General features: G+C 71.5%; 24 protein-coding genes and 6 pseudogenes. 19 read left to right on the top strand and 11 right to left on the bottom strand.

Annotated elements, in window-relative coordinates; genetic code table 11:
* Positions 1–52 precede the first annotated feature (52 nt).
* Both LP418_RS12120 and LP418_RS12115 read right to left on the bottom strand, forming a co-directional pair.
* Positions 53–701: pseudogene (locus tag LP418_RS12120) on the bottom strand (AMP-binding protein); the annotation flags it as partial.
* Positions 622–930: an AMP-binding protein gene (locus tag LP418_RS12115; RefSeq protein ID WP_257956450.1), complete on the bottom strand. Its 309-nt coding sequence runs from the start codon at positions 928–930 to the stop codon at positions 622–624. The pseudogene LP418_RS12120 and the gene LP418_RS12115, both read right to left, overlap by 80 nt.
* Before the next feature lie 257 nt (positions 931–1,187).
* Here LP418_RS12115 and LP418_RS12110 point away from each other — a divergent pair, with 257 nt between their 5' ends.
* The 7 genes and pseudogenes from LP418_RS12110 to LP418_RS12075 all read left to right on the top strand — a co-directional run bounded on the left by LP418_RS12110 (position 1,188) and on the right by LP418_RS12075 (position 6,304).
* Positions 1,188–1,421, top strand: a complete 234-nt coding sequence (locus LP418_RS12110) for a glycerophosphodiester phosphodiesterase (protein WP_257956449.1) — start codon at positions 1,188–1,190, stop codon at positions 1,419–1,421.
* A gap of 195 nt (positions 1,422–1,616) precedes the next feature.
* The gene (locus LP418_RS12105) at positions 1,617–1,973 is read left to right on the top strand and encodes a glycerophosphodiester phosphodiesterase family protein (RefSeq protein WP_257956448.1); all 357 of its coding nucleotides are present in this window, start codon (positions 1,617–1,619) and stop codon (positions 1,971–1,973) included.
* A 42-nt stretch (positions 1,974–2,015) separates the two neighbouring features.
* Positions 2,016–2,294: pseudogene (locus LP418_RS12100) on the top strand (metal-sensitive transcriptional regulator); the annotation flags it as partial.
* Between the two features lie 13 nt (positions 2,295–2,307).
* On the top strand, positions 2,308–2,526 hold the full coding sequence (locus tag LP418_RS12095; RefSeq protein WP_336276069.1) for a heavy-metal-associated domain-containing protein: 219 nt from the start codon (positions 2,308–2,310) through the stop codon (positions 2,524–2,526).
* Positions 2,527–2,932: 406 nt separating this feature from the next.
* Positions 2,933–3,373, top strand: coding sequence for a hypothetical protein (locus tag LP418_RS12090; protein WP_257956447.1), 441 nt, complete (start codon positions 2,933–2,935; stop codon positions 3,371–3,373).
* 5 nt (positions 3,374–3,378) lie between these two features.
* Positions 3,379–5,525, top strand: a pseudogene (locus tag LP418_RS12080) (heavy metal translocating P-type ATPase).
* 182 nt (positions 5,526–5,707) lie between these two features.
* A complete protein-coding gene (locus LP418_RS12075) occupies positions 5,708–6,304 on the top strand; it encodes an EcsC family protein (RefSeq protein ID WP_257956445.1) in 597 nt (198 codons plus the stop codon).
* Here the strand turns inward: LP418_RS12075 and LP418_RS12070 are convergent.
* Positions 6,238–6,699: a hypothetical protein gene (locus LP418_RS12070; protein ID WP_257956444.1), complete on the bottom strand. Its 462-nt coding sequence runs from the start codon at positions 6,697–6,699 to the stop codon at positions 6,238–6,240. The two genes, LP418_RS12075 and LP418_RS12070, sit on opposite strands and share 67 nt — an antisense overlap.
* A gap of 372 nt (positions 6,700–7,071) precedes the next feature.
* Between LP418_RS12070 and LP418_RS12065 the strand changes: the two genes are divergently transcribed.
* From LP418_RS12065 to LP418_RS12050, 4 genes are all read left to right on the top strand, one after another.
* Positions 7,072–7,194 carry a Y-family DNA polymerase gene (locus LP418_RS12065; RefSeq protein WP_257956443.1) on the top strand — a complete coding sequence of 41 codons (123 nt, stop codon included), beginning with the start codon at positions 7,072–7,074 and terminating at the stop codon, positions 7,192–7,194.
* A gap of 10 nt (positions 7,195–7,204) precedes the next feature.
* The gene (locus LP418_RS12060; protein WP_257956442.1) at positions 7,205–7,504 is read left to right on the top strand and encodes a Y-family DNA polymerase; all 300 of its coding nucleotides are present in this window, start codon (positions 7,205–7,207) and stop codon (positions 7,502–7,504) included.
* A gap of 200 nt (positions 7,505–7,704) precedes the next feature.
* Positions 7,705–8,184, top strand: coding sequence for a DinB/UmuC family translesion DNA polymerase (locus tag LP418_RS12055; protein WP_336276067.1), 480 nt, complete (start codon positions 7,705–7,707; stop codon positions 8,182–8,184).
* Positions 8,181–8,561 (top strand): YbaB/EbfC family nucleoid-associated protein, encoded by a 381-nt coding sequence (locus LP418_RS12050; protein WP_257956441.1) that lies wholly within the window; start codon positions 8,181–8,183, stop codon positions 8,559–8,561. Before LP418_RS12055 ends, LP418_RS12050 begins: the two co-directional genes overlap by 4 nt.
* Here LP418_RS12050 and LP418_RS12045 read toward each other — a convergent pair.
* The 3 genes and pseudogenes from LP418_RS12045 to LP418_RS12035 form a co-directional block, all read right to left on the bottom strand.
* Entirely contained in the window at positions 8,558–8,977 is a 420-nt protein-coding gene (locus LP418_RS12045; RefSeq protein ID WP_257957012.1) for a cation:proton antiporter regulatory subunit, read from the bottom strand. The genes LP418_RS12050 and LP418_RS12045 overlap by 4 nt on opposite strands.
* Positions 8,954–9,335, bottom strand: a pseudogene (locus tag LP418_RS12040) (ATP-grasp domain-containing protein); the annotation flags it as partial. The pseudogene LP418_RS12040 and the gene LP418_RS12045, both read right to left, overlap by 24 nt.
* Positions 9,336–9,528: 193 nt before the next feature.
* Positions 9,529–9,750 (bottom strand): annotated as a pseudogene (locus LP418_RS12035) (30S ribosomal protein S6--L-glutamate ligase); the annotation flags it as partial.
* A gap of 26 nt (positions 9,751–9,776) precedes the next feature.
* On the opposite strand from LP418_RS12035, the pseudogene LP418_RS33225 reads away from it, so the two are divergent.
* From LP418_RS33225 to LP418_RS12025, 3 genes and pseudogenes are all read left to right on the top strand, one after another.
* A pseudogene (locus LP418_RS33225) lies at positions 9,777–9,911 on the top strand (hypothetical protein); the annotation flags it as partial.
* Positions 9,912–9,946: 35 nt separating this feature from the next.
* A complete protein-coding gene (locus tag LP418_RS12030; protein ID WP_257956440.1) occupies positions 9,947–10,333 on the top strand; it encodes a putative ATP-dependent zinc protease in 387 nt (128 codons plus the stop codon).
* A 67-nt stretch (positions 10,334–10,400) separates the two neighbouring features.
* Positions 10,401–11,189 (top strand): NAD(P)-dependent alcohol dehydrogenase, encoded by a 789-nt coding sequence (locus LP418_RS12025; protein WP_257956439.1) that lies wholly within the window; start codon positions 10,401–10,403, stop codon positions 11,187–11,189.
* Positions 11,190–11,313: 124 nt separating this feature from the next.
* On the opposite strand, the gene LP418_RS12020 is transcribed toward LP418_RS12025, so the two are convergent.
* Entirely contained in the window at positions 11,314–11,943 is a 630-nt protein-coding gene (locus LP418_RS12020; protein ID WP_257956438.1) for a helix-turn-helix domain-containing protein, read from the bottom strand.
* A 248-nt stretch (positions 11,944–12,191) separates the two neighbouring features.
* Here LP418_RS12020 and LP418_RS12015 point away from each other — a divergent pair, with 248 nt between their 5' ends.
* Both LP418_RS12015 and LP418_RS12010 read left to right on the top strand, forming a co-directional pair.
* Entirely contained in the window at positions 12,192–12,476 is a 285-nt protein-coding gene (locus LP418_RS12015) for a succinylglutamate desuccinylase/aspartoacylase family protein (RefSeq protein ID WP_257956437.1), read from the top strand.
* Positions 12,398–13,147, top strand: a complete 750-nt coding sequence (locus LP418_RS12010; protein WP_257956436.1) for a succinylglutamate desuccinylase/aspartoacylase family protein — start codon at positions 12,398–12,400, stop codon at positions 13,145–13,147. The genes LP418_RS12015 and LP418_RS12010 overlap by 79 nt, the downstream gene beginning before the upstream one ends.
* A gap of 4 nt (positions 13,148–13,151) precedes the next feature.
* Here the strand turns inward: LP418_RS12010 and LP418_RS12005 are convergent, their stop codons facing one another.
* The 4 genes from LP418_RS12005 to LP418_RS11990 form a co-directional block, all read right to left on the bottom strand.
* Complete coding sequence (locus LP418_RS12005) at positions 13,152–13,919, bottom strand: WXG100 family type VII secretion target (RefSeq protein WP_257956435.1); 768 nt, start codon at positions 13,917–13,919, stop codon at positions 13,152–13,154.
* Positions 13,916–14,290: a hypothetical protein gene (locus LP418_RS12000; protein WP_257956434.1), complete on the bottom strand. Its 375-nt coding sequence runs from the start codon at positions 14,288–14,290 to the stop codon at positions 13,916–13,918. The genes LP418_RS12005 and LP418_RS12000 overlap by 4 nt, the downstream gene beginning before the upstream one ends.
* 96 nt (positions 14,291–14,386) lie before the next feature.
* Positions 14,387–14,584: a hypothetical protein gene (locus LP418_RS11995; protein WP_257956433.1), complete on the bottom strand. Its 198-nt coding sequence runs from the start codon at positions 14,582–14,584 to the stop codon at positions 14,387–14,389.
* Between the two features lie 39 nt (positions 14,585–14,623).
* Positions 14,624–15,064, bottom strand: a complete 441-nt coding sequence (locus tag LP418_RS11990) for a hypothetical protein (RefSeq protein ID WP_257956432.1) — start codon at positions 15,062–15,064, stop codon at positions 14,624–14,626.
* 52 nt (positions 15,065–15,116) lie between these two features.
* Here LP418_RS11990 and LP418_RS11985 point away from each other — a divergent pair, with 52 nt between their 5' ends.
* Genes LP418_RS11985 through LP418_RS11975 form a run of 3 tightly spaced genes read left to right on the top strand, consistent with a single transcriptional unit; the run spans position 15,117 to position 15,845 of the window.
* Complete coding sequence (locus LP418_RS11985; protein ID WP_257956431.1) at positions 15,117–15,287, top strand: hypothetical protein; 171 nt, start codon at positions 15,117–15,119, stop codon at positions 15,285–15,287.
* Positions 15,284–15,739, top strand: coding sequence for an NAD(P)-binding domain-containing protein (locus LP418_RS11980; RefSeq protein WP_257956430.1), 456 nt, complete (start codon positions 15,284–15,286; stop codon positions 15,737–15,739). Before LP418_RS11985 ends, LP418_RS11980 begins: the two co-directional genes overlap by 4 nt.
* Positions 15,708–15,845, top strand: a complete 138-nt coding sequence (locus tag LP418_RS11975; RefSeq protein ID WP_257956429.1) for a hypothetical protein — start codon at positions 15,708–15,710, stop codon at positions 15,843–15,845. Before LP418_RS11980 ends, LP418_RS11975 begins: the two co-directional genes overlap by 32 nt.

Raw genomic sequence — 15,845 nt, 5'->3', positions numbered from 1 at the left:
GCCCTACGCCGCCGATGATCAGCTCGCCGCTCTCGCCCTCGGCGACCGGGTGTCCCTCGGCGTCGACGACGGCGAGGTCCCAGCCGTCGAGCGGCAACCCGATCCGGACCGGGTCGGTGCCGTCGAGCAGCGCACCGCAGGCCACGACGGTCGCCTCGGTCGGACCGTAGGTGTTCCACACCTCGCGGCCGTCGCGCTGGAGCCGCTGAGCGAGCTCGGGCGGGCACGCCTCGCCGCCCATGATCAGCAGCCGCACCTTGTCCAGGGCTGGCCGCCGGCCACAGGGCCACCAGCGTCGGGACGGTCGACACCACGGTGATCGCGTTGGCGACCAGCCACGGCCCGACGTCCACACCGCTGCGCACGAGGCTCCGCGGCGCGGGGACCGGGCAGGCGCCGTACGCCCGGGCGAGCCACATCTCCTCGCAGCTCGCGTCGAAGGCGACGGACAGACCGGCCATCACCCGGTCACCGGGGCCGATGGGTTCCTCGACCGGGAACATCCGCGACTCGGCGTCGACGAAGGCCGCGGCGTTGCGGTGGGTGACCGCCACGCCCTTGGGCTTGCCGGTCGAGCCGCTGGTGAAGATGACCCACGCGTCGTGGTTGATCGACGGGTTCTCAGCCGCTGGTTGAGCAGGCGAGGAACGAGCCGTGTCGAAACCAAGGCGACTCTCGATCCGCAGGTCGTTGCCGATCACCGCGACCGCGCCGGACTCCTCGAAGACCACGCGCGCGTTCGTCTGGGTCGTCGGCATCGACGGGGACGTAGGCCGCTCCCGCGCAGAGGATGCCGAGGATGGCGACATAGAGGTCAGTGGTGCCGGACTTGATGCGTACGCCGACCTTGTCCCCGACCACGACACCCGCCTCGTGCAGCTCGGCCGCGACGTGGTCGGCCGCCTCCGCGAGCTCGGCGTAGGTGAGCACCGCGACACCGCTGTCGACCGCCGGGCTCTGCGGGAAGACGTCGACGACCTCGCGGAAGATGTCGACCGGGGTGCGGGATGCGGGGGCGCGATGGCTCGCGAGCAGCTCGGGCAGGGGGTCGGCACCGGCGCATTGTGAGGCATCCGGGTGTCCGGGAGGTGTCGGGTCGGTCCGGCGGACAAAGGCTGCGTGAACTTCTCGCCATACCCGCCGGTTGGGCTGTCCGATGTCGTTGCCGGGCTTCCATGCTTGGGGTCATGAGGTATGGCGAGGAGCACGGCCCGCTGGCGATCGCCCACCGTGGCGGCCCGGCGCTCGGCCCGGAGAACACGCTGGCGACCTTCGCGCGGGCGACCGCGCTGGGGGTGCGCTACCCGGAGACGGACGTCCACACCACGAGCGACGGCCACCCGGTCTGCTTCCACGACGCGACCCGGAACGGGTCACCGGCGAAGCCGGCTCCGTCGCCGACCACACGTTGCGGTCGTTGAGCCGGCTGCGCGTCGAGGGCCGCGAACAGGTCCCGACGCTGGCGTCGGCCCCGGCCGCCTTCCCCGACACCCCGCTTCGCGATCGACCTCAAGGACGAGCCGGCCGGCCCGGCGCTCGTCGCCCTGCTCCGGGCCAACCCGTCGTGGGCCAAGCGCATCTGCATCGCCGGCGCCTGGTCCAACCGGCTGCAGCGAGTGCAGCACGCCGTGCCCGACGTGACGACTGCCCCGGGCTGGCGGGCGCTGACCACCCTGATCGCCGCCTCGCGCTCCTACGCCCGCCCGCCAGCGCGCGTCGCCTCGGGGACGTTCGCGCACGTGCCGCTCCGGCTCGGCCGCGTCCCCATCTACGCGGAGCGGGTCGTGCGCCGCGCCCACGCCCTCGACATCCGCGTCGCCGTCTGGACGGTGAACGACCAGCCGACGATGCACACCCTGCTCGACGCCGGGGTCGACGCGATCATCACCGACCATCCCGATCTCCTCCGTGAGGTCCTCATCGCGCGGGGCCAGTGGGCCCCGCTCCGGGGTCGCCGTACGGCCAAGGCCTGAGCAGGACTTGATACGGGTACCCCCTAGGGGTATGGTCGTGGCATGGCCCACGAACACAGCTATGTCGCGCACGGCACCAAGGACGCCCACCTCAAGCGCCTGAAGCGCATCGAGGGGCAGGTCCGCGGGATCTCGCGGATGGTCGACGAGGAGCAGTACTGCATCGACATCCTCACCCGGGTCTCCGCCGTCACCCGCGCCCTGCAGGCGCTCTCGCTCGGCCTGCTCGACGAGCACACGGAGCACTGCGTCGTCGAGGCCGTCCGCGAGGGCGGCGACGAGCAGGCCCGCAAGCTCAAGGAAGCCAGCGACGCGATCGCGCCCTGGTCAAGTCATGAAGGAGAAGAACATGGACACCCAGACCCTCACCGTCACCGGCATGACCTGCGGCCACTGCGTCGCCAGCGTCACCGAGGAGATCAGCGAGCTCGCGTCCGTCGAGTCCGTCGACGTCGACCTCGCGACCGGCACCGTCACCGTCACCAGCAGCCAGCCCCTCGATCCTGCCGCAGTCCGCGCAGCCGTCGAGGAAGCCGGCTACGGCGTGGCATGAACACGCCCACCAGACTGGCGATCTTCGCCGCCGGTCTCCTCGCTGCCTTCGCGGCAGCCCGGGGAGTCGGTACGGCGATGAGCCCGGTCCTCGACGAGGACGCGCCCGTCGCCTCCCACGACATGGAGATGGCAGACGCCCCCCACGAGGAGGCAGCCCATCTCCCCGGCGGACTCATGGTCAGCGGGACGGCTACACGCTCGCCCTCGATCGGACGACCTTCCGCCCCGGCCGCCGGCCGCTCGCGTTCACGATCACCGGTCCCGACGGCCGTCCGGTCACGGACTACGACGTCGAGCACGAGAAGCGGCTGCACCTCATCGCCGTACGCCGAGATGGTTCCGGCTACCAGCACGTCCACCCCGTCCTCGGCGCGGACGGGACCCGGCGCATCGACCTCGACCTCGTGCCCGGAGCGTGGCGGATCTTCGCGGACTTCGCCCCCGCCGGTGGCGAGGGCCTGACGCTCGGTGCGGACGTCACCGTCCCGGGACGGGTGTCCGTCACCGAGAAGGAGCACACCACCACGGCTCAGGTCGAGGGCGGCTACACCGTCACCCTCACCGGCGACCCGGCGGCCGGCTCCTCCAGCGACGTCACGGTCTCGGTCGAGCGCGACGGCGAACCCGTCACCGACCTCGAGCCCTACCTCGGTGCCTTCGGTCACCTCGTGGCACTGCGGGCGGGCGACCTCGCCTACCTCCACGTGCACCCGGAGGAGAGCGACGCCGGCCCGGAGGTCCCGTTCGTCGCGGAGGTGCCCAGCGCCGGCGACTTCCACCTCTACTTCGACTTCCAGCACGACGGGGTCGTGCGGACCTGCGGAGTTCTACGTGCAGGCGGGTGAGACCGATGACGACCACTGACGTCGAGCTCGCCATCTCCGGCATGACGTGCGCATCCTGCGCAAACCGGATCGAGCGCAAGCTGAACAAGCTCGAGGGCGTCACCGCTTCGGTCAACTACGCGACCGAGAAGGCCAGGGGTCACCTACACCGAAACCGTCTCCACGGACGACCTGCTCGCCACGGTCGAGTCGGCGGGGTACGCCGCAACGCTGCCCACCACGGAAAAGGTCGAGGTCGCCCCCCGAGCGGGACGAGGCCCCCGGTCCGGCTCGTCGTCTCGGCAGTCCTGACCGTGCCCGTCGTCGCGATGGCCATGGTGCCGGCGCTCCAGTTCGAGTTCTGGCAGTGGCTGTCGCTGACGCTGGCCGCACCGGTCGTCGTCTGGGGCGGCTGGCCGTTCCACCGCGCCGCCTGGGCCAACCTGCGCCACGGTGCCGCGACCATGGACACCCTGATCAGTCTCGGCACACTGGCCGCCTTCGGCTGGTCCGTCTACGCACTCTTCCTCGGCACCGCCGGCGAGGCCGGGCATGACGCACCCCTTCGAGCTGACCATCGAACGCGGCGACGGGGCCGGCAACATCTACCTCGAGGCCGCCGCCGGCGTCACCACGTTCCTGCTCGCCGGCCGTTGGTTCTGAGCACCGCGCCAAGCGGACCGCGGGCGCAGCCCTGACCGGCCTGCTGAACCTCGGCGCCAAGGACGTCGCCGTCGTGCGCGACGCCCCGGACGGTGGACACAGTGAGACGCGCGTGCCGATCGACTCGTTGGTCGTGGGTGACGCCTTCGTGGTCCGTCCCGGCGAACGCATCGCGACCGACGGCGTGGTCGAGTCCGGCACCAGCGCCGTCGACCTCAGCCTGCTCACGGGTGAACCCGTCCCGGTCGAGGTCGGCGTCGGCGACGCCGTCATCGGTGCCAGCGTGAACGCCGGCGGCCGGCTCGTCGTCCGCGCCACCAGCGTCGGCTCGGACACCCAGCTCGCGCGGCTCGCCGGGCTGGTCGAGGACGCCCAGACCGGCAAGGCGCCCGTGCAGCGACTGGCCGACCGGGTCTCCGGGATCTTCGTGCCGATCGTGCTGGTGCTCGCCATCGCGACGCTCGGCTTCTGGCTCGGCAACGGAGCCGGGGCGCCGGCCGCTTTCACGGCGGCCGTCGCCGTACTCATCGTCGCCTGCCCCTGTGCCCTCGGCCTCGCGACCCCGACGGCGCTGCTCGTCGGCACCGGTCGCGGCGCGCAGCTCGGCATCGTGATCCGCGGCCCCGAGGTGCTCGAGTCCACTCGCGCGGTCGACACGATCGTGCTCGACAAGACCGGCACCGTCACCACCGGCCAGATGTCGCTCGTGGCAGTCGACGGCGACGACGACGTCCTGCGCCCGGCGGGCGCGGTCGAGGACGGGTCCGAGCACCCGATCGGCCGGGCCATCGCGGCGGCGGCCCACGCACGGTTCGGCTCCCTGCCTGCGGTCAGCGACTTCATGAGCACTCCCGGGCACGGCGTCCGCGGGACCGTCGAGGGACGCGTGGTCGAGGTCGGGCGGGCGGCCGGAGGGGTCGCGGTCACGATCGACGGCGCGCTGGTCGGCACCCTGCACGTGGCGGACGCGGTCAAGCCCACCTCCGCCCGGGCGGTCAGGTCGCTGAAGGCCCCGGGCCTGACTCCCCTGCTGCTCACGGGTGACAACCGGACGACCGCCGAGAAGGTGGCGGCCGAGGTCGGGATCGAGACCGTGATCGCCGAGGTGCTGCCCGCGGACAAGGTCGCGGTGATCAAGCGCCTGCAGGCCGAGGGCAAGGTGGTGGCGATGGTCGGCGACGGTGTCAACGACGCCGCCGCGCTGGCCCGAGCCGATCTCGGCCCGGCCATGGGCACCGGCACCGACGTCGCGATCGAGGCCAGCGACCTGACCCTGATGCGCGGCGACCTGCGCGTCGCGGGCGATGCGATCCGGCTGTCGCGGCGCACGCTGGCGACGATCAAGGGCAACCTCTTTTGGGCGTTCGCCTACAACGTCGCCGCCATCCCGCTCGCCGCCGCCGGCCTGCTCAACCCGATGCTGGCCGGTGCCGCGATGGCCTTCTCCAGCGTCTTCGTGGTGACCAACAGCCTGCGCCTGCGCGGTTTCCGTACGGCGGTTGGCCAGTGAGCGCGCGCACCGCTTTGGTGTCCAGGTGGCTACCGGTGTCAAACTCTGCCGCATGAGACTGATCGATCTCTTCAAGCCGAAGCGCGACCGAGGTCAAGGCGGCACGGTCCGCGCTGGACGCCGCCAACGACCCCGAGGCCGATGCCGGCGCCGCGAGCCGAGCGATCAACAAGGTCATGGACATGCTGCTCGACATCGGCCTCGACGGCCGCGGTCCGATCAAGTCGGCGGCCCGGGTCGCCAGCGCGGCGAAGAAGGACAAGGGCTCGCGCGAGGAGGCGATCAACGCGGTCGCCCGCGGCACGATGTACCGCGGCGCCCTCGGCGGCTTCGTCACCGGGCTCGGCGGCTTCGTCACGATGCCGATCGCGCTGCCCGCCAACGTGCTCGAGTTCTATGTCCGGGCGACCCGCATGGTCGGCGCCATCGCCTCCCTGCGCGGCTACGACATCCGGGACCCGCGGATCCGCACGGCGGTCCTGCTGACCCTCGTCGGCTCGAAGTCCGACGACGTGCTGAAGAAGGCCGGGATGGCGACCGGCGGCGGTCGCGTCACGTCGCTCGCCCTGCGCAACCTGCCGCCCGCGGCGTTGATGGTGGTCAACAAGGCGGTCGGCTTCAACCTGATGCGCGGCGTCGGCACCAAGGTGCTGGGCCGCTTCGGTCGCGGCGTCCCGGTCGCCGGTGGGTTCTTCGGCGCGGGCGTCGACGGCTACATGATGAAGAAGATCGCCGACCACGCGATGAAGGAGTTCCCCGCCCTCACGGACGTGTCCTGATCAACCACGCCAGCCCGAGGAACGGCAGCACCAGCGGCAGGTAGCCATAGCCCTGTCCGTACGCCGACCAGACGGTCGCGTCCGGGGAAGAGCTCCGGATCCAGCACGGTCAGGGTCCCGACGGTGAGCACGCCGACGAGCTCGAAGCCGACGGCCGCCCGGGCCAGCCGCCGCGGGGCGGGTCCGACCTCGGCCAGCCCGAGGGTCGCCGCGATGTAGACCAGCCCGGCCACCGCGGACAAGACATAGGCGACCGGTGCCTCGGAGGCCTTGGTGGCGAGCTGCACCAGTGAGCGGGCGGTCGCCGAGAGCGCGAAGACGGCATAGATCGCGACCAGCGCCCGACCACTCCCTGATTTGGTGGAGGCGGACTTGGTGGAGCCCGCCTCAACCATGGAGCTGCACCACGCGGACGACGAGGAAGGCCGTCGTCAGGGCGGCCACGATCAGCACCGCGGTCGCGCCGCGACTGCGCTCGGCCAGGGGACCACAGCACGCCGACGGGCAGCACGACCAGCGCGGCCAGCAGATAGCCGATGAACGTCACCGGGCTGGCCACGTCGTCGTCGCCGACCACCTGCGCGATGCCGATGACCGCCTGCACGACGAACCCCAGCTCGAGCAGGCCGGCCAGCCCGACGAGGGCGTTGTCGGGGCTGCGGTCGAGGGCGACGTACACGCCCCCAACCACCGCGAGCAGCAGGGAGGCGACGATGAGGACCGTCTGGAGGGGCTCGATCACCCGGAGATTCTGACAGGATCTCCGAATGGTCCAGCGCTGGGTGCTGCACGTCGACATGGACCAGTTCCTCGTCGCCGTCGAGCTGCTGCGCCACCCCGAGCTGATCGGGGTGCCCGTCATCGTGGGCGGTCGCGGCGATCCGACCTGAACGGGCCGTCGTGTCGACGGCGTCCTACGAGGCACGCGCGCGGCGTCCACTCGGGGCTGGCGCTCAAGCTCGCCGTGCACGGCGATGCCCCGAAGCGGTCCTGCTGCCGGTCGACTTCCCGGTCTACGAGGCGGCGTCCGCGGACGTGATGGCGACTCTGCGGGCGCACCCGGGCGCGGTCGTCGAGGTGCTCGGGTGGGACGAGGCCTTCGTCGGCGTCGAGACCGACGACCCGCACCGGGTGGCGCTCGAGATCCGGGGAGGCGGTGTTCGCCGGGACGCGGCTGCACTGCTCGATCGGCATCGGTGACACCCTCGTGCGGGCCAAGATCGCCACCGACTTCGGCAAGCCGCAGGGCACCTTCTTCCTGCACCGCGACAACTGGCTCGACGTGATGGGGCACCGACCCACGACCGCGCTGTGGGGCGTCGGGCCGAAGATCGGCCAGCGTCTCGCGGCGATCGGGCTCGACACCGTCGCGCAGCTGGCGGCCAGCCCCCGAGGAGCCGCTGGTCGAGGCGTTCGGGCCCAACACCGGGCCGCACATCGGGCGCCTCGGTCGCGGTGGCGGGCGCGCGTGGCCCGACGACACGCCCCGGGTCGCGCGGGCGCACGGTCGCGAGACGACCTTCCGGGTCGACCTCGCCGGTCGTGCCGAGGTCGCCGCAGCCCTGCGCGAGCTCGCGGACCGAGTCATCGAGGACCTCACCAAGGAGGGCCGGGCGGCCACCCGCGTGCACCTCAAGGTCCGCTTCGCGCCGTTCTTCACCCACACCAAGGTCCGCAAGCTGGCCGGGGCGACCATGGATCCGGCGGTCGTCGCGGACACCGCGCTCGCGCTCTTCGACGCGCTCGATGACGATCGCCCGGTGCGGCTGCTCGGGGGTGCGGGCCGAGATGGAGCCACCCGAGGGTGGCTACTGAGGTTGTCCACAGGCTCTCGGCGCCCCGGTTCGGGCACCTCGCCACCGGGAACACCTCACCCATGACCGACACCTCTTCCGACCCCCGGCTCGACGACGTCCGCGACGAGGCCGCCGCGCGCCTCACCGCGATCGCCGAGATGCAGGACGACCTCGCCACGTTGTACGGCGAAGCCCACACCGCCGAGGGCCGCGTGCACGTGCGCGTCAACGCCGCCGGCAGGCTGACCGCACTCACGCTGGAGCCGACCGTGATGTCCTTGCCGGCGCCCCACCTCGCGACCGCGATCCTGCGCGCGGTCGACGACGCGGCCGCGCGGGCGGGCTCGCGACTGACCTCGCTGCTCGACGGGCTGGTGCCGCCCGACCAGCTGGACGCGATGCTGACCGGGCGTCCGACGGAGGCCGACCGGATCGCCGTACGAGACGAGCTGGACCGCTAGTCCTGCTCGTGGATCGGGATCTTCGGCAGCTTCTTGACCTTGCGGATCCGCTTGCGGCGGGCCGGGATCATCGACCGCATCTCCTCGAGCTTGCCGAAGCACAGCAGCCGGTCGTCGGACTCGAGCACCACACCGGCACGCGGGTTGGGGATGACCGAGGTCCCGCGGTGCAGCGTGAGCACCGAGATGTCGCGCTCGCGCAGCCCGGAGTCGCCCAGCGTCAGCCCGACGATGTCGGCGTCACCGTGGACGAGCAGCTCGGCGACGCCATACCCCGTCGAGACGCTCAGCCGCTGCCGCACGTCGATCTGCGGGAAGGCGACACGGTTGTCGATGTGGTCGATGATCGCGCCGGCCACGTCGAGCTTGGTGGCCGCCTCGATGCCCTCGAGGCCGGGCGAGGAGTTGACCTCCATCACGAGCGGGCCGTCGTTGCCCTCGAGCATGTCGACGCCGGCGACCCGCAGGCCCATGATCTGCGCGGAGCGCACGGCGGCCTCCTCGAAGGCGGGGTCGAGCTCGACCGCCTCGACGGTGCCGCCGCGGTGCACGTTGGAGCGGAACTCGTCGCCCTTCGCGACCCGTCGCATCGCCGCGACCACCCGGTCGCCGACGACCAGCGCGGATGTCGCGGCCCTTGGACTCCTTGACGAAGCGCTGGATGAGTACGTTCTGGCGAGTGCTCTGCAGGGTCTCGATGATCGCCTCGGCGACCTTGATGTCCGGCGCCGGGATGACTCCGATGCCCCGGGTGCCCTCGAGCAGCTTGATCACCACCGGCGCGCCGCCGACGCGCTCGATCGCTGGGGATCACGTCGGCCCGGTCGCGGACGAAGGTCGTGGCCGGCATGGCGATCTCGTGCTTGGACAGGATCTGCGAGGCGCGCAGCTTGTCGCGGGAGTTGGAGATCCCGTAGGCCGTGTTGGGCGTGTAGACGTCCATCTGCTCGAACTGCCGCACGACGGCGGTGCCGAAGTAGGTGATGGAGTTGCCGATGCGCGGCAGGATCGCGTCGTAGTCGGAGAGCTGTTTGCCGCGGAACTGCAGATCGGGCTGGTCGCCGGAGAGGTCGATGCCGAACCGCAGCGTGTTCAGCACCTTCACCTCGTGCCCACGATCCCGGGCCGCGGTGCGGAGCCGCTGGGTGCTGTAGGAGCGCGGGGCGCGGGACAAGATGGCCAGCTTCACGAGATCACACCTGATTGGATAGGGGGGTGGCAGCAACCCATCCAACCAGCCCCGCCTCCGTGGCTGCGGGCTGGCGCGAGTGGGTCGGCCTTCCGGGCATCGACGTCGAGTGGATCAAGGCCAAGCTCGACACGGGTGCTCGCTCGAGCGCCATCCACGCCTTCGACATCCATGAGCTCGACCGTGACGGCGAGGCATGGGTGCGGTTCTCGGTCCACCCCGGCAGCGCTCGCGCGAGGACTCCGTCGAGGTCGAGCTCCCCATCCACGACCGGCGGCATGTGCGCTCGTCGACGGGCCACGTGCAGGAGCGCTACGTCGTGCTGCTCGACGTCGCCCTCGTCGATCGCACCGTCACCGCGGAGGTGACGCTGACCAGCCGCGACCAGATGGGCTTCCGGATGCTGATCGGGCGCGAGGCGCTGCGGCAGGGCTACCTCGTCGACTCGCGTCGGTCCCTACCTCGGCGGTCGGCCGAAGAAGTCCGTGCGGCGCCGCAACCGCGGCGTCTGAGACGTCCCCCTCTTGCGGAGTCGGCTTCGTGCACCTACCCTCCGCCTTACGTTGTAAGACTTACGCTGTAAGGGGAGTGTCATGAGAGCTGCAGTCCGCAGGACGTGCGGCGAACCGTCGGTCGTTCGCATCGAAGAGGTGCCCGCCCCCACGCCGGGCGCGAAGCAGGTGCTCGTGCGGGTCCACGCGACGGCGGTGACGGCGGCCGACGCCCGGATCCGTGGTGCGAACTTCCCGCGTGGCTACGCCCTGATCGCGCGCATGCTGTTCGGCCTGCGCCGTCCGCGCCAGCCAATCCTCGGCGGGGTCGCCAGCGGCGTCGTCGAGGCCGTGGGCTCGCGGGTCGAGGGCTTCGCGGTCGGCGACGAGGTCAGCGGCAGCTCCGGGATGGCGCTCGGGTGCCACGCCGAGCTCGCGGTGCTCCCGGCCAAGAAGCTGGTCCACAAGCCCGCCGCCGTCTCGCACGAGCAGGCCGCCGGGGTGCTGTTCGGCGGCTCGACGGCCCTGCACTACCTGCGCGACGTCGCCGACGTGCGGCCGGGCCAGACCGTGCTCGTCAACGGCGCGTCCGGCGCAGTCGGCACCAACGCCCTGCAGCTCGCCAAGCACCTCGGGGCAGAGGTCACCGCCGTCGCGAGCGCGGCCAACGCCACGCTGCTCAAGGAGCTGGGGGCCGACCACGTCGTCGACTACGCCCTGACGCCGGTCGCCACGCTGACCGAGAAGTTCGACGTCGTCATCGACAACGTCGGCAACATCGGGATCCCCGCGGGACGCCGCATGCTCAGTCCGGACGGCGTGATGCTGCTGGTCGTCGGGGACCTCAGCGAGACGCTGCGAGCGCGCGGCAACGTGAAGGCCGGCCCCTCCCCCGAGCGGGCCGCGTCGTTCACCACGCTGCTCGACCGGTCGCCGACGGGTCGCTGACGGTCGTCAACCGGGACGTCCTCGACCTCGACGACATCGCCAGCGCCCACCAGCTCGTCGACTCCGGCCGCAAGGTCGGCAACATCATCATCAAGACGAGGTGACGTCGCGGAAGACCCGTCGCTCAGAAGTCCTGCGGCCTGCGGTTGCGTGACTTGCGGCTGTCCTTCAGCGCCCATTCGGGGATCGACACCCGAGGCCGCGGTGGTGGACGCCGGGCATTGCTCGCGTCGGCCACCAGCTCATCCCACGTCGGGTGGTCATCCAGCCCGCCCGGGGTCTTCGAGCGCACCAGCCTTGAACTGCTGTGGCGCACCTGCGGCAGCCCCAGCTCCGCGGAGCGAGCAATGATCGCGCTCGACCACGGCGTCATGCCCGCGTCGGCCGGCGTCCACCATCCCTCTGCCCACACCGTGGCATGCGCCGGATATCTGCGGCGAGCCGCGTCTCTGGCGGCGAAGTGCCTCATCGGCGCCACCCGCTCGCCGGTCTCGTCAACCGGCTCCAGCCGCAGCTCCGCGAGCGCCATCACCCCGGCCAGCATCAGCGGCGACGGGGTGGTGCGCTGCGTCTCCCATTTCGCCACGGCTGACTGCGACACGCCCAGCTCCCGGGCGAGCTGCCGCTGCGACCAGTTCGCCCGGCGGCGCACGCGGCGGACAATCCCCGAGACGTTGATCCGGCCGTGCAACGGCCGCGGCCCCCGCGGCCCCTGCTGCCCCTGCTCTCCCTCGTGTGGTTGTGCCGTCTCCATCTCGTCTCCCCGTTCGTCGATATTCTCCGGGGATTCATGACAGCAGGGACCACCGACAACGCTTTGACCTGAGTCGTCTCGAGACTCAGGTCAAAGGAGGGGTGCGGCTCCCGGGCGGAGCCTCCTTTGACCTGAGTCTTCTGCGGACTCAGGTCAAAGCGTCCGGGGTGTCAGGTCCACGGTGCGAGCCATGGCCCAGCGGACAGGTGCGATCCTTGGCCCCATGCCTGCCCCCACGAGACGAACTGATGGCGCGCGATTCCTTCGGCATCGGCACGGTCCGGATCCGGCCCGGCACGAGCCGCAACCTCGAGCTCCCGATCACGCGCCCGGTCACGGGGTCCGACGTCAGCCTGCCGGTGCGCGTGGTCCACGGGCGCGAGGACGGCCCTACCGTCTGGCTGAGTGCCGCGATCCACGGCGACGAGGTCGTGGGCGTCGAGGTGATCCGCCAGTGCTCGCGGGGCTGGACCCCAAGACCTTCCGGGGCACGCTCGTCGCCGTACCCGTGGTCAATGTCCCGGGCTTCATGACGGGCGATCGCTACCTGCCCGACCGCCGCGACCTCAACCGCTCCTTCCCCGGCTCCGCCCGCGGCTCTCTCGCCGGTCGGATCGCGCACCTCTTCATGACCGAGGTGGTGGCGAAGTGCGACGTCGGTCTCGACCTGCACACGGGCGCCGACCGGCGCTCGAACCTGCCGCACGTCCGCGCCGACCTCGACGACACCCTGACCCGCGAGCTGGCCGAGGCGTTCGCGGCTCCGGTGATGCTGCACGCCGGCATCCGCGACGGGTCGCTGCGCGAGGCCGCGCGCGAGCAGGGCGCCAAGGTGCTGCTCTTCGAGGCGGGCGAGTCCCTGCGCTTCGACGCCTACGCCATCGACGCGGGTGTCATCGGTGTACGCCGAGTGCTGGCCGCCCTGCAGATGACCGAACCCGTCAACGAGCCCCCGCCCGCCCCTGCGGTCGAGTCCCGGGCGAGCGGGTGGGTCCGCGCACGACGTACCGGAATCCTGCACCTCGACGTCACGCTGGGTCAGACCGTCACCGAGGGCGACCGGCTCGGTGCGCTGCACGACTCCTTCGGCAAGACGCTGCGCCTCGTGCACGCGAACCGGACCGGCATCGTGATCGGGCGGACCGAGCAGCCGCTGGTCAACTCCGGCGACGCGCTCGTGCACATCGCCGAGGTGCACGCCTGAGCCCTCAGGGCACGGGTGTGCGCAGGTCGCCCGTGGCGGAGCCGAGGAGGCCCCGCGCCGGTGTCTTGTAGTCACCGTCCGGGCCCGTGCCCTGCTGCGCGGCCTTGGACTTCGCCTTCTTCTCCAGCCTGTCCAGCACCCATTGCTTCGCCCGCGACTGATCCTTGACCCAGTCGCGGTAGCGCTCGGACGCGCGATGAGCCCGCGCAGCACAGCGGCCAGCTGGCGCACGAGCGCCGTGATCCGGGACGCAGTCACGGCTGCCTTCGCAGCCGCCGCGGGAGGCTCCCGCGATCGCGGACGCCCCGAGCGTGACCAATGCAGTCGCCGCCGAGACGGTCAGGCTGAGTGCGGCCCACTCGAGCAGCTCGCGGACCGGGTCGCGGACCAGCTGTTCGGTGGTGCGTACGGCGACGGCCGCCTCGTCGAGGCAGGCCCCCACGTCCGTGGCGCGCCGGGCCAGCTCCTCGAGCTCCACCGCGACGTCGGCGGCGGCGTCGGCGAAGCTGCGCTGGGCAAGGCCGAGCCATGCGGCGTCACTGTCCTCGACGGTGCGCACCTGTTGGCGGCCGAGCTCGTGGAGGTGGTCGGCCAGACCCCGCCATCGCGCGGCCGATTCGTGCACCGCGTCGTCGTCGCCGACGAGGGCGTCCCACCGGGCCAGCAGCGGCTCGACGAGGGGCCGGATGATCTCCTGCACCGGCCCCGGCAGGCTGCCCAGCAGCGCCAGTGACTCCATCCGGGTGCCGGTGAGCGCCACGCCGCTGCTCACGCGATCCCCCCGGGAGCACCAACAGCACCGAGCTCGCCGAGCAGCGACCTGAACAGGTCGGCCACGTCCGCGTCCACTGCCTGCACGTCGTTGCGGAACTCCCGCAGGGTCTCGTGCAGGTCCCGGCAGCGGTGCGCCTCGATCCACATCCGCCGACGGGTCGCCTCGTCGGCCAGCCCCACGGCGCGGAGCAGGTCTTCGCTGGGCAGGATCCTGCCCAAGGCACCGGCCGGGAGCTGTGCGTCCCGGCGCTCGTCCCGGCACCGGATCAGCTCGTTGCGCAGGCTGCGCTGCTCGGCTGCCGTGTGGGTGACGGCGTCGTAGTCGACCCGGAAGACTCCCCCGGCGCCGACTTCGCTGGTTGGCCACATGTCGTGCTCCTCACTCGAGTTGGTGAGGTGAGACTTCCCGCGGCCGCGGGCCCGACACGGATGACTTCGCGCCTGTGGAAAACGTGGTCGGACGACTCAGCGCCAGCGGTCGCGGGCGCTCGGCACGCGGCCGGCGCCGGGCTGGCCGACCTTGACCTCGCGGCCGTAGGTCCAGCCGTCGCGCAGGGGCAGGTAGTCCCCGCTCCAGAAGCTGCCGGGGTCGAACCACGTCGCCCGTCGGTCCCGGGGCGATGATGCCCATGTCCCGGAGCGTCGTGGCCACCACCTCCGCACAGAAGGCCTGCTCGGGGCGGACCTTGACGCCCCGCTTCTTCACCGCGACGTAGGCGTCCCGGGCTCGGACCCATCGGGCGAACAACTTCGCCGCACTGGGGAACGACACCCCGTCCGGGCGCGCGATCGCCGTGAGCAGCGCGTCCTCCCCGGGGTCGCCCGACCTCGGGGGTGAGCTGGCGCAGCCACGCCTGCTGGCCGTAGGTGCCCGACCACCCGGTCGACCGCCTGACGCAGGTCGTGCAGCTGTACGCCGCGATGGTTGCCGCCGGTCCAGACGTCGGTCAGCACCTTGGACAGCTCGGCGTGCCACATCAGCGGCGGCAGGTCATCGATCACGACGGCCATCCCGACATGGTTCACCGGGGAGTTGGTCAGCGTCCGGATCGCGCGGTCTGCCGCCGTACGACCCCGGAAGAGCCACAGGTCGCCGGTGCGCGTGAGATCGACCGCTCCGTCGAGCGTCAGGGCGTCGTTCATGGCGGCCAGTCTGCCCTGCCGCAAACCGGGTGCTGGCGCCTATGCTCCGGCCATGGCCAAGAAGTTCGCGTGGTGGAAGTTGCTCGGACTGGCCGGCGTGCTCGGCGGCGTCGCAACCGGTGCCGCGATCACCCGCCGAGAGCGGGAGCGGCGGGCCTACTCGGCCGACGAGATCCGCGAGCGGCTCCATCGTCGTCACTCTGAGATCGAGGTTCACCCGTGAAGATCGCAGTCCTCGGCACCGGCATGGTCGGGCGCGCCGTCGCAGTCGGCCTGGCCAACCTCGGCCTCGACGTCGTCATCGGCACCCGCGAACCCGCGGCGAGCCCGGCGCGCACGGGCGCCGAGGACTTCGGGACGTGGGCGGCGATGAACAGCCAGATCGGTGTCGGGACCTATGCCCGGGCGTCACGCGACGCAGTGCTCGTCGTCAACGCGCTCAACGGCGCCGTCTCGGTGGCCGGGGTCCGGGCCGCGGAGATCGCCGACGGCACGGTGCTGCTCGACATCGCCAACCCGCTCGACCTCTCCGGTGACGCTCCGGCGCTGTTCGTCGGCAACGACGACTCGCTCGGCGAACAGCTGCAGCGCGTTCCCGGGGTTGCGGGTCGTGAAGTCGCTGAACACGATGACGGCGCCGGCCATGGTCGAACCGCACCTGATCGCCGACGGTGACTTCACGACCTTCGTGTCCGGCAACGACGACGCCGCCAAGGCACAGGTGATGTCGCTGCTCGGCTCGCTCGGGGCGCCCTACTTCACCCGGAAGGTCGCCCGCTAG

The organism is Nocardioides sp. B-3 (assembly GCF_024703895.1).
Classification (GTDB): domain Bacteria; phylum Actinomycetota; class Actinomycetes; order Propionibacteriales; family Nocardioidaceae; genus Nocardioides.
The sequence above is the reverse complement of the archived record's forward strand: the minus strand, read 5'-3'. Positions and strand labels throughout refer to the sequence as shown.

Coding starts and splice junctions, on each gene's coding strand:
- LP418_RS12110 (WP_257956449.1), top strand. CDS start 1,188: ATGAGGTATGGCGAGGAGCACGGCCCGCTGGCGATCGCCCACCGTGGC.
- LP418_RS12095 (WP_336276069.1), top strand. CDS start 2,308: ATGAAGGAGAAGAACATGGACACCCAGACCCTCACCGTCACCGGCATG.
- LP418_RS12075 (WP_257956445.1), top strand. CDS start 5,708: ATGCTGCTCGACATCGGCCTCGACGGCCGCGGTCCGATCAAGTCGGCG.
- LP418_RS12070 (WP_257956444.1), bottom strand. CDS start 6,699: ATGGTTGAGGCGGGCTCCACCAAGTCCGCCTCCACCAAATCAGGGAGT.
- LP418_RS12065 (WP_257956443.1), top strand. CDS start 7,072: ATGGTCCAGCGCTGGGTGCTGCACGTCGACATGGACCAGTTCCTCGTC.
- LP418_RS12050 (WP_257956441.1), top strand. CDS start 8,181: ATGACCGACACCTCTTCCGACCCCCGGCTCGACGACGTCCGCGACGAG.
- LP418_RS12045 (WP_257957012.1), bottom strand. CDS start 8,977: ATGGAGGTCAACTCCTCGCCCGGCCTCGAGGGCATCGAGGCGGCCACC.
- LP418_RS12030 (WP_257956440.1), top strand. CDS start 9,947: ATGGGTGCGGTTCTCGGTCCACCCCGGCAGCGCTCGCGCGAGGACTCC.
- LP418_RS12020 (WP_257956438.1), bottom strand. CDS start 11,943: ATGGAGACGGCACAACCACACGAGGGAGAGCAGGGGCAGCAGGGGCCG.
- LP418_RS12015 (WP_257956437.1), top strand. CDS start 12,192: ATGGCGCGCGATTCCTTCGGCATCGGCACGGTCCGGATCCGGCCCGGC.
- LP418_RS12000 (WP_257956434.1), bottom strand. CDS start 14,290: ATGTGGCCAACCAGCGAAGTCGGCGCCGGGGGAGTCTTCCGGGTCGAC.
- LP418_RS11990 (WP_257956432.1), bottom strand. CDS start 15,064: ATGAACGACGCCCTGACGCTCGACGGAGCGGTCGATCTCACGCGCACC.
- LP418_RS11985 (WP_257956431.1), top strand. CDS start 15,117: ATGGCCAAGAAGTTCGCGTGGTGGAAGTTGCTCGGACTGGCCGGCGTG.
- LP418_RS11975 (WP_257956429.1), top strand. CDS start 15,708: ATGGTCGAACCGCACCTGATCGCCGACGGTGACTTCACGACCTTCGTG.